This is a genomic window from Gammaproteobacteria bacterium, assembly GCA_024235095.1.
Lineage (GTDB): Bacteria > Pseudomonadota > Gammaproteobacteria > Competibacterales > Competibacteraceae > UBA2383.
Map to the genome: position 1 here is coordinate 1,698,920 of JACKNC010000001.1, position 15,858 is coordinate 1,714,777.

The 15,858-nt window shown below is 56.4% G+C and carries 12 protein-coding genes; 10 read left to right on the top strand and 2 right to left on the bottom strand.

The annotated features are described in order from the left end of the window. The first annotated feature begins 70 nt into the window (after positions 1-70). From H6973_07500 to H6973_07515, 4 genes are read left to right on the top strand one after another with little or no spacing between them, the layout of a single operon-like run. Complete coding sequence (locus H6973_07500) at positions 71-1,840, top strand: exo-alpha-sialidase (protein MCP5125473.1); 1,770 nt, start codon at positions 71-73, stop codon at positions 1,838-1,840. An 8-nt stretch (positions 1,841-1,848) separates the two neighbouring features. After that, a complete protein-coding gene (locus tag H6973_07505) occupies positions 1,849-2,664 on the top strand; it encodes an ABC transporter permease (GenBank protein ID MCP5125474.1) in 816 nt (271 codons plus the stop codon). Positions 2,665-2,703: 39 nt separating this feature from the next. Then, positions 2,704-3,828: a glycosyltransferase gene (locus H6973_07510; GenBank protein MCP5125475.1), complete on the top strand. Its 1,125-nt coding sequence runs from the start codon at positions 2,704-2,706 to the stop codon at positions 3,826-3,828. A 24-nt stretch (positions 3,829-3,852) separates the two neighbouring features. Continuing rightward, entirely contained in the window at positions 3,853-5,019 is a 1,167-nt protein-coding gene (locus H6973_07515) for an ABC transporter ATP-binding protein (GenBank protein MCP5125476.1), read from the top strand. A gap of 11 nt (positions 5,020-5,030) precedes the next feature. Here H6973_07515 and H6973_07520 read toward each other — a convergent pair whose 3' ends face one another. Continuing rightward, positions 5,031-5,987: a GNAT family N-acetyltransferase gene (locus tag H6973_07520; GenBank protein MCP5125477.1), complete on the bottom strand. Its 957-nt coding sequence runs from the start codon at positions 5,985-5,987 to the stop codon at positions 5,031-5,033. Between the two features lie 27 nt (positions 5,988-6,014). On the opposite strand from H6973_07520, the gene H6973_07525 reads away from it, so the two are divergent. Genes H6973_07525 through H6973_07550 form a run of 6 tightly spaced genes read left to right on the top strand, consistent with a single transcriptional unit; the run spans position 6,015 to position 15,300 of the window. Continuing rightward, the gene (locus tag H6973_07525; protein MCP5125478.1) at positions 6,015-9,686 is read left to right on the top strand and encodes a glycosyltransferase; all 3,672 of its coding nucleotides are present in this window, start codon (positions 6,015-6,017) and stop codon (positions 9,684-9,686) included. Further along, positions 9,668-10,504 carry a glycosyltransferase gene (locus tag H6973_07530; protein ID MCP5125479.1) on the top strand — a complete coding sequence of 279 codons (837 nt, stop codon included), beginning with the start codon at positions 9,668-9,670 and terminating at the stop codon, positions 10,502-10,504. Before H6973_07525 ends, H6973_07530 begins: the two co-directional genes overlap by 19 nt. Then, the gene (locus H6973_07535) at positions 10,498-11,538 is read left to right on the top strand and encodes an NAD-dependent epimerase/dehydratase family protein (GenBank protein MCP5125480.1); all 1,041 of its coding nucleotides are present in this window, start codon (positions 10,498-10,500) and stop codon (positions 11,536-11,538) included. Before H6973_07530 ends, H6973_07535 begins: the two co-directional genes overlap by 7 nt. A gap of 16 nt (positions 11,539-11,554) precedes the next feature. Then, the gene (locus H6973_07540; GenBank protein MCP5125481.1) at positions 11,555-12,712 is read left to right on the top strand and encodes a hypothetical protein; all 1,158 of its coding nucleotides are present in this window, start codon (positions 11,555-11,557) and stop codon (positions 12,710-12,712) included. A 3-nt stretch (positions 12,713-12,715) separates the two neighbouring features. After that, a complete protein-coding gene (locus tag H6973_07545; GenBank protein MCP5125482.1) occupies positions 12,716-14,140 on the top strand; it encodes a hypothetical protein in 1,425 nt (474 codons plus the stop codon). Continuing rightward, the gene (locus tag H6973_07550; protein MCP5125483.1) at positions 14,137-15,300 is read left to right on the top strand and encodes a nitronate monooxygenase; all 1,164 of its coding nucleotides are present in this window, start codon (positions 14,137-14,139) and stop codon (positions 15,298-15,300) included. Before H6973_07545 ends, H6973_07550 begins: the two co-directional genes overlap by 4 nt. Here H6973_07550 and ampD read toward each other — a convergent pair. Then, entirely contained in the window at positions 15,297-15,857 is a 561-nt protein-coding gene (ampD, locus tag H6973_07555; GenBank protein MCP5125484.1) for a 1,6-anhydro-N-acetylmuramyl-L-alanine amidase AmpD, read from the bottom strand. The genes H6973_07550 and ampD overlap by 4 nt on opposite strands. Position 15,858: the final 1 nt, after the last annotated feature.

The window sequence follows — 15,858 nt, forward strand, 5'->3', positions numbered from 1 at the left end:
TCCCTTTTCTATTCTTTGGAGCTTACTTGTTAATCAATTTTCTGCTGCGGTCCTGCAAGGTACCTTCTTAATGAAGCTGTTCACTCTTTTTTTCACTTTTCTGATGATGATTTCGGGCGACATCCACGCCGAAATCATGAACGATCCGAAAGCGCTTAATCAACATCCATTGGGTAGCAATGCATCTTGGGAATATGCACTCGATAGCCAAAGCGAATTGTGGCTCGCCTATTACGGTGACGACAAATTGCTCTATGTACGCCGACCCGATGGATCGGAAGTCAATTTCAGTAGCCAAAATCGCGATCAGTATCTGTCAGGATTGGCGATTGATTCTGGAAAAGACACCCTTTCCATAGTGTGGAGAGATAAACTTCCCGAGAAAGACCTACGGCTTTTACCTGGATTGCCAACGACCGGACCAATACCACAATCGTTGTCAGTCGGCGGTAGCGAATCCGAGCCATTGCCACGACTGAAAATAGCACAGCGCGGCGACTACTATTATTTACTGTGGCTCGGCGAAAAACCCGATCTTGAAACGAAACAGACCTATCACCAGTACTTTCGCTATTCCGAAGATGGGGGTAAGACTTTTTCAGAAGTAGAACGGGTAATTCCTGGCATCTACCCCATGTGGATTGTCGATGATCAAAGCATCGCTATCTTCAGCTGGATCAGGTCGAAAGAACGACAAGTTATAGCGATGCGTCGCTTCGACCGCGCTGCCAAGCATTTTGGCGCACTCGTCGAGATTGCGGAAACTCCTGAACAGATCAGCCCGATTTATCGTGCTTTCGAATCCGCCGGACGTTGGTTCGTAACCTGGTTATCCCAGTACGGGGATGGCCGGGATTTTCTACTGGAGGGCGCCTATTCTGAAGACCAGGGTCAAACCTGGAAGCGCTTTGCCTTTGAGACTATCAAGGGCCTGGATCTTTCGCACTTGGTAGCTGCCGCCGACGGCAAGGGTCATATCGCGTTAGCGTTTAGTGGCTCGCATCGCCTGCGCGACAACAATCCGCAGGCCAAAAATGATGTCTATCTAACCTACTCCACGGATAACGGCTCAACCTGGTCCGAACCGCGATCCCTGCGAACCGATGAACAGAAGATCACTCACGCCAAATTTCCCGCAATCACTTTCGGATCAGAGCCAGGGGTACTGCTTATTGCCTGGGAAGACTGGCGTGATATCCGTCCTAATGTGTATATCGCTTATTCAAAGGATTATGGTGCAACCTGGGAGAGCACCATCCCATTGGGCTTGCCTGGACGAGTCAATTTGGGTATGGAATTCGATATGGAACACGAGCTACGCAACCACAATGGGAACTATCACCTAGTAGTGAAGCGTTTTGAGAACGACAACCTGAATCAGGCTGAGTTGGTTCATTATACGTTCACACTGGATGATTTGAAGCAACTACCGTTGTTGCCACGAGGAATTCAATTGGAAAAAGCGCGCCTTAACGATGATCGTTTACGCCAAAGAGTCAAGTTTTACTGGGACGCCATGCAAAGAAAGGACTACGCGGCCAGTTATGCTTTGCTCGATCCGTTTTTTCAGGCCAAGGTTGGCCGGAAAGCCTATTGGCAAAAGATGGGAACCATCAAATATCATGGTTTCCGTATTGAGAAGACTGAACGGATTGGCAAAATCGCTAAGGTCAAGATTACTATTGAAGCATCGGTGCCCGAATTTCGGACGGCTAGCGGTAAGGAATACAGCAAGCCGAAGCAGGAATACACGTTCATCGAGACCTGGTTGTTTATCGGTGGTGACTGGTATCGCGAATACTATGAGGAAAACTCCGGGGTCCGCTACACAGGCTACTAGAAAGGGCGATGCAGCAATCATCGGCTTTAATGCTCCACTGCCTGTGGGGTTCCTGGCGTCTCCTCCCGCCCTTTATTGGGCGGGAGCTGCGCGAGCAATATGCTGGTTCGTTGCTCGGCGTGATGTGGAGCCTGTTGCAACCCCTGTTGTTTATTTTGCTGTATTGGTGGGTGTTCTCAGCGGTGCTGCGCACCCGCTTTCCCCAGGATTCCGCGTTTGCTGAAACGCCTTTCATCGTCTTTCTACTATCGGCGCTGTTGCCTTGGTTTGCTTGGCAGGAAGGGTTAAGCCGTTCCGCCAACGCCATTATCAATCGCCGCGACATGGTGCGTAAAATTCATTTCCCGGCGCAGGTTTTCCCACTGGCCGCTACTGCCGCCGCTTATGTCGTGCATGGCATCGGCTACGGCCTGTTTTTACTCGCCCTTGCCGGGTGGCAGGGTGGGTTATCGTTGACCACGATGGGCGCAGTTTTCATGCTGCTGATGCTGCAATTCGCGGTCACTGCCGGAGTGGGTTTGCTGCTGGCCGCGTTTACCGTCTATCTGCGCGATACCGCGCAGGTCTTAGGTTTAGTGCTGACCGCCCTGTTCTACACCGCGCCCATTCTCTATCCGTTGACTCTGGTGCCAGAAGATTTCCGTGGATGGGTGCATCTCAATCCTTTTACCCTCTTCGCGGAAGCCTATCATAATGCGGTGTTAACCGGCACCTGGCCAGAACCGGTCATGCTCTTCGGACTGCTGCTGTTCGCTGCTGGCGCATTAAGCTTTGGCGCTTATGTCTTTCAGCGATTGGAACCTGGCTTCGCCGATGTGCTGTAGGAGTCGCTCATTCACCTGCTGATCCTGCATATCGCCTATGTGTTTGGCGGCGCTGAGCGAACTACGGCCAATCTGCTGGACCATCTCGACCGGCAACGGATCACGCGAATCACGCTGGTCGCACCTGGCGTGTTGCGCGCCTGCCTCCCGGAACGCTATGACCACTTTGTCGACGCTGCACACCATCATCTGGAAGGCGGTTTTGCTACGCCACGCTCGCTGTATCAACAAGCGCGGGCAGCCGGCGAATTGCTGCGGGAACTCAAGCCGGATGTAGCGCTCGGCATGATGCATTATTCTGCAGCGTTGCTGGCACTTGGCGCACGGTTGGCCAAGGCGCGGACGTGGACAATAGCCAGCTATCGCGGTCCCTTTTACGAATACATGCGCTATTACGAGCGTGGATTTCGTCGCCGGTTGTTCCTGCGCGCCGCGGTGGCCGGAACTGCGCTGCTGGCGGATCGGGTCATCGTACCGTCTCATGGCACCGCACTGGAGCTGCGTCAGCGGTTTTTCACGCCGCTAAGCCGAACCGTCACGATCCCCAATGGTATTGATCTGGAAACGGTCGCGACCCTCTCCCATCAGTCTGCCCTGGAAATGATCGGCCTGGAAGCGGAAAAAATACCAGTTATCTGCGCCATCGCCCGACTGGCCCCAGAGAAAAATCTTGGGCTGCTGCTTGAGGCGTTTCGGCGAGTGCGGGTAACGCAACCCGCAGTGTTGATCATCCTGGGCGATGGCCCGGAACGGACTGCGCTGGAGGCGCGTATTGTCGAGTGGGGCCTGAGCGATGCCGTGCGCTTGCTAGGACATCGTGAAAATGTCTATCCTTATTTGCGCTGCGCCGACCTGTTTGTCCACACCTGCCAGTTCGAGGGTTTCGGCTATACCCTGCTGGAAGCCTTGGCCTGTAACGTAGCGGTGGTCTCTATCGACTGTCCCTACGGTCCGCGAGAAATTCTAGGCGACAACGTGTATGGCATCCTCGTGCAACCCGACGATCCAGCGACGCTGGCGGCGGCGATCCTGCGCCTGCTGACCGACTCCAATCAAAGAAAAGCACTGGCAGCCCGTGGCTTGGAACGGGCCAAGCAACTATCCATTGAACAGATGGTGAAAGCGTATGAGCGTGTATTTATCGGTTTGGCTGGGTCTGGCTAATCATCACTCGCGCTGTGCTTTGTCATGAATAACGCCAAACCCGCTCTGCGGATCAGCCATCTGAGCAAAGTTTACCGACTGTATGATCAGCCCATTGACCGGCTCAAGGAACTACTGTTCCGGCAGCGGCGCCATAGCGATTTTGTGGCGCTGCAAGAAGTAAGTTTTGACTTGCCCCATGGACGCACCCTGGGCGTGGTTGGGAATAACGGCGCCGGTAAAAGCACGTTGTTGCAGATGATTGCCGGTACGCTGACACCCAGCTCGGGAATGATCGAGCGTGATGGAACCGTGCTGGGTCTGTTGGAACTGGGTGTTGGCTTTCATACCGAATTTACCGGTCGGCAAAACATCTTCCTGTACGGCGATGTACTCGGTCTGTCGCGGCGATTGGTGCAAGCCCGTTTCGATGAGATTGTTGCTTTCGCTGAATTGGAATTGTTCGTCGACCGTCCGCTGAAAACCTATTCCACCGGGATGCGGATGCGACTAGCGTTCTCGCTTATTGCCTCCTTGGACCCGGATATTTTGATCGTAGACGAGGCCCTATCGGTCGGTGATGTGTACTTCCAGAAAAAGTGCATCGACCGCATGATGGAATTTCGCAATCGGGGTCGCGCCATCCTTTTCTGCTCTCACAGCCTGTACCAGATCAGCATGTTTTGTGACGAAACGCTGTGGTTGGAAGCAGGACGGGTTCGTCAATATGGCGAGACCAGTCGGGTGTTACCCGCCTACGAAGCTTGGCAGGCGCAGCGCAACGCATTCCGCGAACAGGCGGAAGCCGACGCGCGTCCGGAAATGCCAGCACGCATTGTCAGCCTGGAACTGTTGAATGAACTACCCTGCCGACGCGGTGACGATCTCTGTTTCCGGCTGCAATTGGAGTGTAGTCGTGATGACCTGCCCTACCATCTGACGCTGTCGATCAAGATGGACGATGGGCGTGGCATCTATGTCACCGGCACCCACTTGGCAGGGCGTCCGCCGCTGCGTGGCCGACAACGCGAGGTGCGGATCACCTACCCTCAGGCGCCGCTGCTCGGCGGTCTTTACAGCGCCCACGCCCGCATTTTCGATGACCAAGGATTGATGGTCTATCACGAGAAAATTTTGCCGGAACTGGAAGTGTGCAAAGATTCGCGTGAGTTAGGAATTTGTTATCTGGAAAATTTCTGGGAGATCGCTTGATCCCGAAGGCATCAGAAAATGTCCAGATCGCCCATGGTGTAGTACAGGTCCTTTTGCACCTCACTGGTCGGAATCGGCAACCGCCAAACCATATTAGCGACGACGACTTCTGTCGATTCAACCCGGCCAAGAATCTCATCTCGCCAACCCGGCGGCAGCCAGATTTCCAGTTCATGATCGCCGCGATCCGCAGCCAGCCGTTCCAGCGCGATCAGCGCCTGATTCAACAAGTGATGGGGAACGAGTAAATCGATGACGCGCAACTGATGTTCTTCCTGTTGAATCACCACCCAGCCCAGGAGTCCAGGATTCGACCGGGTGGACAGACTAAAGAGCTGATAACGCCGAAGCGGATGGGTTGCATAGCGCCAGTTCAGGTAAGCACGATCGCGCACCAGCGCCAAAGGCAATTCAGGCGCGCAGCGGTCCCATAAGGCGTCGAGTCGAGGGTCATCCCACTTCAGTGGACGGACGCCTAGCCACGACCCCAATGCTTTTTGGGCGGCTCGATGCAAACTGGAAGCGCGCTCCACTGCGCCATAAACCCGGGCATATTCGCCGAGCCGGAAAGGTCGCCGCCCTGGAAAACCATAGGCAAACGCCGTAGGCCAGCGTCCCGCTAATCCCTCTAACAATTCCCGGACCAGTTGGGTAAACAGGTTGCGCCTGCCGAGTTGCCCGCGCGCGGCGGGATGCACCATGACATCGCAAATCTGGAAGAAGGGCGCTGATCGACACTGCCGCCAGCCGCGCAGGGAAATTGCGCCTGCATGTCCCACCAGTTCGCCCTCCGCGTTGAAAGCCAGGCGCGCAATCGGGGACGTTGAACTTGCATCCAGGTATTTCCATCGCCAGTGCGCCTCGGTCAAAACCTGGCCAAACACCAGGCCAAAGAGCGTGGTAATGGCGGTTTCGTCGCCGGGTTGGTAATCCCGGATATAATAAGGATCGTCTTTACGTTCGGGCATAGCGGATTACTTTACGATAAAAATCGAATGCGGATGAGCACTGAAAGCGAGTTAATCCCGTATCATGCGGCGCCGATCCTGGGAAAGGGTCCGAGCCTGGCGTTGGCGCCGCATCCGGACGATGAAGTCTTCGGTTGTGCAGGCGCGATTATGCGGCATGTCGCTGCCGGTGATCCGGTCACCGTGATTATTCTAACTGATGGCGGTGGTTTTCACCCGGACGGTCCAGATCGAGCGGCTTATGTGGCGCAACGCCGTCAGGAAAGTCGAGCTGCCGCCGCCGTGCTTGGCTATGGCGAACCGGTCTTTTGGGAATACCGGGACCGGGAACTGTGCTATGACGAAGCCCTGGTCAGACGACTCTGCGACGCCATAGCGATGACTGGCGCCTGCTGGTTGTATGCGCCTTCTCCTTATGAATTGCATCCTGATCATCGTCATCTGAGTTTGGCCGCCCTGGAGGCCGCTCGCCGGCAGAGTGGCGGTTTAACGTTGGCGTTTTACGAAGTCGGCGCGCCGTTGCCGCCCAATCGCTTGCTGGATATTTCCGACCTTCTGGAGCGCAAAAGCCAGGCGATGCGTTGTTTCACCAGCCAGTTATCCGTACAAGCTTATGACCGGCATGTCGAGGCGCTGAATCGTTACCGCACGTACACGCTGCCCCGTGAGGTCGAAGCGGCTGAAGGTTACTGGGTCATCGCTGGCGATGCGGTCGCGGAAAGTTTGCGCATCCTGCGTCCCGTGATGGCTGAACGGTGGCGGATGATCGATGCTTCAGCCGCCGTACTGGGGCCGCGGGTCTCCGTGATCATGCGCACCATGGACCGTCCCGAGTTATCTGAAGCCCTCCACTCGGTCGCCGCTCAAACCTATCCCGACATCGAAATTGTGGTGGTGGATGCTCGGGGCGCGGGTGAATTAATGCTGGAGAAAGCCCAGTCTCGTTTTCCACTGCGCATAATCAGCGCTGGCCATACCCTGGGCCGGAGCGCCGCCGCCAATCAGGGATTGGACGCCGCTCAGAGCGAATATCTGATCTTTCTGGACGATGATGATTGGTTCGAGCCGGATCATATCGCTGGACTGGTGGAAATCCTGGAAAGGGAATCCGGGATCATAGCGGCGTATGCGGGCGTTCGCTGCGTCCGCCGCCTGGCGAAAGACCACTGGGAAACGGTGCAAATTTACAATGATCCCTTTGACGCCGCCCGATTGCGGCTGGAAAATTTTATCCCCATTAACGCCCTGCTATTTCGACGAGCCGCACTGTCCAGCGGGCGTCCCTGTCGCTTTGACGAAGAAATTGATCTTTATGAAGACTGGGATTTCTGGCTGCAATTGTTGCAACACGGTGGATTTCAACACCGACCAGCGCTTTCCGCGAACTACCGGATTCACGAAAGCGGCGGACTGGGAGTAAGCGCCGACGAACAGCAGGCGCTGGCGGCTTTTGAAACCTTGGTCGGAAAATGGCGCTCGCAATGGAGTGATCGCCAGCTCATGGATATGATGGCCCGCGCCCGGCATCTGGACCGATTACTGAAAACCACTGAGGAACAGCGCGCTCTTGCCGTGCGCAAGCTGGATGAAGCCGGTTTAGCCGTGCAATCACTGAAAGCCGCGTATGACAAAATTCAACAACAAGTCGAAGACCGAGATCGACAATTGGAGCAACTGCACAGTCGGCTTGAACAGCTTGTTGCAGACCGGGACCGCCAACTTGAGCAATCGGAAAACCGGATTCAACAGCTTGATCAGGAGTGGAAACGCCGCTGTCAGGAACTTGAAATTCGATTGGAAGCCCAGCAACTCGAAATTGCGCAATTGGATCAGGACTGGCAATCCCGTTATGCCTGGGTGATGAACTCGCGTTCGTGGCGGTTGACCGCGCCACTGCGTGATGGCGCTCGCTGGCTGCGCGAACGGCGAGACCGCCTGTCGGTCATGCTCGCGGACAGCGCCTGGCGGCTGGGCTTGATCGTTTATCGGGGTCCCGGTGGCGGGTTATTGCGTCGTTTGCCCTTTAACTGGAAGCAGGGAGCGCGCCGGTGGTTGCGCCAAGGGGTTATCACTGCGCCTGGAGGAAGCGCCGTTGCCCGCGCATCCAGTGATAAAAATGCGCTAGTCAGCATTATCGTACCCATCTACAACCATGCTGATTATCTGGAACAGTGCCTGAGCAGCGCGCTGAACCAGACCTATCCCGAAATCGAAGTGATCGCGGTGGATGATGCATCGACCGATCCACGGATTCAGGAAATATTGAATCAATGGGTGAATCATCCACGGCTCCGGCTATTCGCCAACCCGGTCAATCGAGGCATTGCCGAAACCCAGAACCGGGCGCTCATCGAGTCGCGCGGCGACATTATCGGATTTCTCGACTGCGACGATTATTTACGACCGGATGCGGTGGACACCTGTTTGCGTTATTGGCGCGAAGGGATTATTTACGCCCACTCGGCCCGCATCAATGTAGATGAGAGCGGACGGGAAGTCAGTCGCATTTCCTTTGAGCATTTGCCGCGTCAGGACTATTTTGCCGAAAACCTGGAGCGGATGTACGCGACGCATTTCAAGCTGATCGGACGGGAAGCGTTCGCCCGGGTCGGCCTGTTCGATCCGCGCTTTGACGCCGCGCAGGACTATGATTTGTTGATGCGAATCGCTTTTCACTATCCTGGTTCGGTGTTTATTCACGCTCCGGAATTCGTGTACTACCATCGCTTTCACGACCGGCAGGCGACCGAAACCTACAGCATCTCCCAGCGGGAAGCCACAAAGATCATTCAAAACGAGGGACGCTTGCGGCAAGCTATTCGGGAAGGCCGGTTTGACCGCTTTCTGTCCATTATCATGTTGTCATTTGGCAAGCAACGGCAGACATTGGCGGCGCTGGCAAGCCTGCAAGCAACCGTAAAGCCGCCGCACGAAATCATTCTGTTCGATAATGGCTCTGATTCCGAAACCGTCGCGTTTTTACATGAGCGCATCGATGGCCATTTCCCAACCGTTCGAGTCATTTACCATCCCACCAATCTGGGGCCAGCCGCCGGTCGCCGGGAAGCTTTGAAGCAAGCGCGCGGTGAGTGGTTTTTGATCTTTGATAATGACGAGATCGCTGAACCTGGCTGGCTGGAGGAGCTGCTCATCCGGGCGGTGAGCCAACCTGATGTCGGAGCGGTCTGCTGCAAGGTAGCGTTTCCCAATCGGCGCCTGCAATTTTCCGGGGGATTTATTCGGCAATTCGATGAAGAACTGATCGAATTGGGGCTGTACGATCGCGACCAGGATGTTGCCGATCTGGCCACCGCGGTCTTTCGTGAGTGCGACTGGTGCCCGATTGGCGCTACCTTGTTCACCGTCAATCCCGGGCCTTTTTTGCACGAGGGTTATCCCAATGCTTTTGAGGACGCCGGCGTTTCCATGGCGCTGCGCCGTCAGGGGTTGCGCTTGCTGAACAGCCCCGCTTCATGGGTCTGGCACGAGCATTTCCTGTTTCAGGAAAAAATGGACATGAGAGAACGCTACGTCCGCCACCGCTATAATCCAAAGCGTATGTTGACCAGCATCGCCAGTTTTTACGCTGAAACCGGGATGATTATCCAGGATGAGTATGTCTGGCGCGAGAACGGATTATTTGCCCTAAGCCGCGTGGAGTTAAAACAATTGCTGGATCGATCCCGGACTGTGGCGTGACCTGTCTCGATGTCTCAATCGTCACTTATGCGCCCAACTTGACGCTATTGGCAGCTGTGTTGGAACGGCTTGACCAGGCGCTGGCTCATGCTCGTCATCGAGGATTGTTGTTCGGGATGCGACTCACCGTGGTGGATAATGGCCCGGGTTCCAAATGGCGGGAACCTTTGCGGGATGTGCTGGATACGGCGTGTTCGGTGAAAGCGGTCGAGTTGCTGAGCGGACAGGGCAATATCGGTTACGGCGCCGGGCATAATCTGGCGCTCCAGCGCAGCAATGGCGACATTTACCTGATTCTGAATCCTGATGTGCTGCTGGAGGAAGATGCAATCAGCGAGGGTTTGATATTTCTGGCGGTGCATCCCGATGTTGGTCTGGTTGCACCGGTGGCCTGGGATGGAGCAGGGCGACGGCAATATCTTTGTAAGAACTATCCGACAGTTTTTGACTTGGCGCTGCGCGGATTTGCCCCAGCAACACTCCGGCGCTGGTTTCGCAAACGCCTGGATCGCTATGAGTTGCGTGAACGAGTGAATGAAACCGTGCTCTGGGATCCGCCCATCGCCAGCGGTTGTTTCATGTTATGCCGGCGGACGGCGCTGGAGCAGGTGGGTGGATTTCGCCCGGACTATTTTCTGTATTTCGAGGATTTCGATTTGAGTCTGCGGCTGGCGGCGGTTACGCGCCTGGCCTGCGCGCCCACCGTGCGGATTGTTCATCAGGGTGGCCACGCGGCTCGCAAGGGAGTTCGTCATATTGGGCTGTTCCTGCGCGCTGCGGTATTGTTTTTCCATCGGCATGGGTGGCGGTGGTGGTAACCAAGGATTTCTTCCAGGATCATCCCGTACTGGTGACTGGAGGAACCGGTTTCATCGGTCGCCGACTGGTTACGGCGCTGCTGGAACAGAAAGCGCGAGTACGGGTTCTGGTCAGGGGGCAGGTATCAAGTATCGAGCATCAAGGAACAGGCATGGAACCAGCAACCGGAAGTCTGGAGCGAATCGTCGGCGATTTGACCGATGCCGCCAGCCTGGTTCGGGCTTGCGCCAGAATGAAAACGGTCTTTCATATCGCCGGCTTTGCCCATGCCGATGCCGGGAGCACCCCCGAATTTGCGGCCCGGCACTGGGCGGTGAATGCGGAAGGGACGTTTCATCTATTGGATGCGGCGCGAGAGGCTGGAGTAAGCCGGTTCATCTTTCTAAGTAGCGTCAAAGCCGTAGGCGATCCCGGTACGCATTGCGTGGATGAGCGCTGGGCTGCGCCGCCAGAGACGTCTTATGGTCAGGCGAAGCGGGCCGCCGAGGAACGCGTGCTGGCAATGGGGCGCGAATCGGCAATGCATACGGTCAATCTGCGGCCAGCGCTGGTCTATGGTTCAGGGATGAAGGCGAATTTGTTGCGATTGGTCAAAGCGGTGCAACAGAACTGGTTGCCGCCTCTGCCGGAAACCGGTAACCGTCGTTCGCTGGTGCATGTCGATGATGTCGTGCAGGCCCTGCTGCTCGCCGCTCGGCATCCTGCTGCAGCCGGTCAGACCTATTTCGTGACCGATGGCCGGACGTATTCAGGACGGGAGTTGTATCGGCTGATTCGCCAGGCGTTAGGGCGACCGATGCCCGGTTGGACTGTTCCCGCCAATGTGCTGTGCGGCTTGGCGCAAATGGCTGATGGCGTTCGCAGGCTGGCCGGTCGCCGCGATCCCAAGGCTCAGGCCATGTTGGACAAGCTGCTGGGCTGGGCCTGCTATGATTCCCGCCGGATTATCGCTGAATTAGGCTATCAACCGGTCTGGGATTTGGAACGCGCGCTGCCTGAGTTATTAAGGGGAAGTCAGAATAATGCAGACTGATCCAACCAAGCGTCCAATGAAATTTCTGCCATGGTTGGCCGCATTGTTTGTCGGCGCGGCGCTGACATTGCTGGCGGTGGTGCTGTATTACCAAACCGGCGGCTATAGCGAAGCCAATATTCCATTACGCTGGAATGGCGCTGATTTACAAGTGGCGCGTGGTCAGGCTACAGCGCTGCCCGATGATCCAGGCGCTTTCACGATCCAGGCGGCGGATGCGCGCGGAGTGATATTATGGACCCCGCCTCGATGGATCAGCGCCGGTTTATATGGGAATCTGCTTTGGAAGATCACGGGTCTTGATGATCGGCATCCGCTGTATCCGATTTGGCGAACGAACGACGGTAAAGTGGGCCAGGCCAAACAGGCAACGAAAATTTCTTCTAATCTTCTCGATTTACGAACCGAGCCGGACTGGCAGGGAACGATCATGACCCTGGGTCTCTTTATTCCCGGTCCGTTGGCATCGCCTCTTATCGTGCGCCAGCTTGAATTGCGCCCGGCGGCATTAACTGCCAGAGAATGGTTGGAGCAGTTATGGCGGGAGTGGACGGCGCGGGAGGATTGGAGTCAACGTTCAATCAATTTTGCCTCCGGCGCTACCGCAAGACCCTTGGGATCGCCGGTTTTGTTGATAGCAATCTGGATGGGTCTGAGTGGGTTGCTTTATGGGGGGTGGGTGCTTGCGGCAGGTCAGCGGTTACGACCCACGCCGTTCGTAGCGCTGTTTCTGCTGGGTTGGTTGTTGCTCGATCTGCGTTGGCAGTGGGAGCTGAGCGGGCGTCTGGAGCATACGGTGGAACGCTTTGCGGGTAAGGATGCGACTAGCCGGCGACTCGCGGATCTGGATGGCGAGCTGTACAGGTTTCTGCTAGACATCGGGCAACGCCTGCCGAAGCGCCCGGTGCGATTGTTTATTGTCAGCGCCGATCCTGGCGGATTTCTGGCTGGACGCGCTCACTATCATCTCCTGCCTCATAACAACTACATGGGGTTTTTGCGACCGCCGACCGCCGCGCATGAAGGTGATTATGTGCTGATTCTATCCCCGTTGCCTGAAGTGCGATTTAATCCGGCTCCAGCGAAGTTGGAATGGGAGGATGGACAATTGGCCGTGGAAAGGTTGTATGAGGCGCCTCTGGGGGCACTATTCCGGGTAACAGGGAACTCATAGTTGATGGAAGGGTTCCGGGTGGGGTTAGCACTGATTATCCCGTGGTTGGCTGGGACGTTATGGGTGCGGGCGCTTTGGCGGGATGCGCGACCGGGTGTTTGGCCACTGGCGCTGGGTTATGGTTATTTGTTGGGCGGATTGGCGACCGTGTTGCTGCTGCGTGCGCAGGCTGCCGCAGGTTTACCGATGGACTTTGCCGGTCCCTTGATCGTTTTAGGACTGCTGGCGCTGGCGGGGAGCGGGTTGGCGTGGCGGCGCATCCTATCCGCTCATCCTGACCTTCCTCCACAAAAGGCGAAGGCGCCTGATGAAACCTGGCAAACCCTCCTGTTCATTTTGCTGCTGGGCTGGCTGAGTTGGCGGTGCTTTGGATTGGCGCAGGAAATCGAGTGGCGTCCCCTGTATCCCTGGGACGCCTGGACAACCTGGATGGTGCGCGCCAAAGTCTGGTCGGAGTTGCAGCAATGGGTTCCGTTCGTCGATCCGCAAACCTGGCTTACGAGCGCTCACGGTTCGGCCTATACCCTTGCAGCCTGGAATTATCCTGAAACCGTGTCGTTGCTGGCGTTGTGGCCAACGCTGGCGTTTGGCGCATGGAATGAAACGGTTGCCCTGCTACCCTGGTTGGGAATTGCTGTCGCGCTCGGTTGCGGATTTTACGGTCAGGCGCGACTCTGGGGCGTGTCGCCACTGGTTGCGCTGATTTTCGTCTGGCTCTTGCTGTCGCTACCGATACTGGACACGCATGTCGCCCTGGCCGGTTATGCCGATTTGTGGCTGGCGGCAACCTTCGGATTGGCGGTTTGCGCGTTCTTGCAATGGGCGCGGACCCGCGATCCGTGGCAAGGCATATTGGCGTTGCTGTTAGCCTTGGCCTGTCCCTGGATCAAGCATGAGGGTCTGGTCTGGGCGTCGCTGTTATTACCGGCGGCGGTCTGGGTATGGACGCCGCGTCGCTACTGGCCGTGGCTGATCGGTGGATTCATCCTGTTGCTGGTAGGCTGGTGGGCGGCGGGCGGGTTTACTTTTAACATTGCGGGCTTGGGTAAAATCCAGTTGACCCCGAATATCATCCGATTGCCGCTGGTGGGCCGGTTCGAGCTGCATTACCACGATGTCTGGGGACCTGTCATTCGTAACCTGCTGTTGCTCGGCAACTGGCATTTATTCGGCTATCTGTTGCTGGCCACCTTACTGATGAGTCTTCCAGGCATCTTCGCGGAGCCGTGGCGAATGGCGGGAGCGATGCTGGTTATTGCCGGGCTACTGGTGTTATTTATCCTATTCTTTCTTACGGACGCTCATCATTGGGCGCGGCAGTACACCAGCATTAACCGAGTATTCCTCCATTTCGTCCCAGCTTTGTTATTCTGGATCATGACCATGTTGCATATCAAGGTTCCGACAACCCCGACCGAATCCCTATGAACTGGCCTAATACTCCCCTTACCGAGCGACTTCACATTCGCTATCCCATTATCCAGGCGCCCATGGCTGGCGGTCCTGGCGCCCCTCATCTGGTTGCAGCAGTCTCTAACGCCGGGGGATTAGGTTGCCTGGCGGGCGGCTACCTGTGGCCCGACGCCCTGCTTCAGACCATTTCCGAGGTGCGCAACCTGACGGATCAACCGTTTGCAGTCAATTTATCGGCGGGACATCCGGCTAAAGTGGATGCTGAACGCATCGCCCGCGCCGGTGAGTTACTGGCGCCCTATCGCGCTGAATTGGGTTTATCAGCCGAATTGCCTCCTTTGCCGGAATTGCCGGGGTTCGATGAGCAACTCGACGTGATTCTGGAAACCCGGATACCTGCGCTGAGCTTCACCTTCGGCATACCTGACGCTCAGTGTTTGAACCTGCTGCGGGAAGCGGGCATTACCCTGCTGGGCGCTGCTACTCACTTGTTGGAAGCGATTGTCCTAGAAGAAAGCGGCGTCGATTTCATCATCGCCCAGGGCGCTGAGGCTGGCGGACATCGCAGCACTTTCATTGGCCACCCCGAACAGGGTTTGGTGGGTACTTTGACATTGACGCCGCTGTTGGCCAAGCATGTTTCAACACCGATTATCGCGGCGGGCGGCATTATGGATGGACGCGGCATCGCCGCTGCATGGATGTTGGGCGCAGCCGGAGTACAAATGGGCACGGCTTTTCTGGCCTGTCCGGAAAGCGGCGCTCATCCCGCCTATAAGGCGCTGTTGAGTCAAGGCAGCGAAATCGCCACCACACTCAGTCGGGTCTTTACTGGCCGTCATGGTCGGGTGCTTCGCAACCGCCTGGTCAACGAGTTGCACACCTGTGAGGCCGATTTGCCCGGATTTCCGCTGCAACTCTTTCTAACCCAGGATTTGCGGCAAGCCGCTGCTGAACGGGGCCTGACGGACTTTATGGCCTTGTGGGCCGGCCAGGGATGTCATCTGTGCGAAGAGCGATCCGCAACCGAGTTGATCGCCGCCTGGGTAGAGCAAACATCAAATCTGCTAGGCAGGAACGAACCGCCCCTGGAATCTGTTCATGCATTGCAACCCATTGTCGATCAGGAGAAAGCGGTCGATAACGATCCCGTCGATCCCGGTTGCTTCATTTAATCGGTCTGTTCCTCCAGCAGCCGGCGCAACCGTCGCCAGTCGAATGCCGGACCGGGATCGGTCTTGCGGCCTGGCGCGATGTCGGCATGACCCGCTAACCGGTTCGGCAGGATAGCAGGATAAGCTTCCCGCAACGTGCGAATGACGGTGGCCAGCGCTGGATATTGGCGGTCATCATAGGGAAGAGTGTCAGCGCCTTCCAGTTCAACGCCAATACTGAAGTCGTTGCAACGGCGGCGGCCCGCGTAAATCGATTCGCCGGCATGCCAGGCCCGATGATGACAAGATACATATTGCGTTAATTGACCGTCGCGGCGGATCAATAGATGCGCTGAAACCCGCAAGCCAGCGATGGCGGCGAAATAGGGATGCGCTGTTGGATCAAGCGTATTGGTAAACAGCGCATCGATCCAGGAACCGCCAAACTCTCCAGGCGGCAGGCTAATGCCATGCACCACGATTAAGTCGATGCGACAACCTGCTGGACGCTCATCCCAATTTGGGGAACATACGTGCCGCGCGGCGTCCAGCCATCCGGTCAGTGCATCAACCCGCATC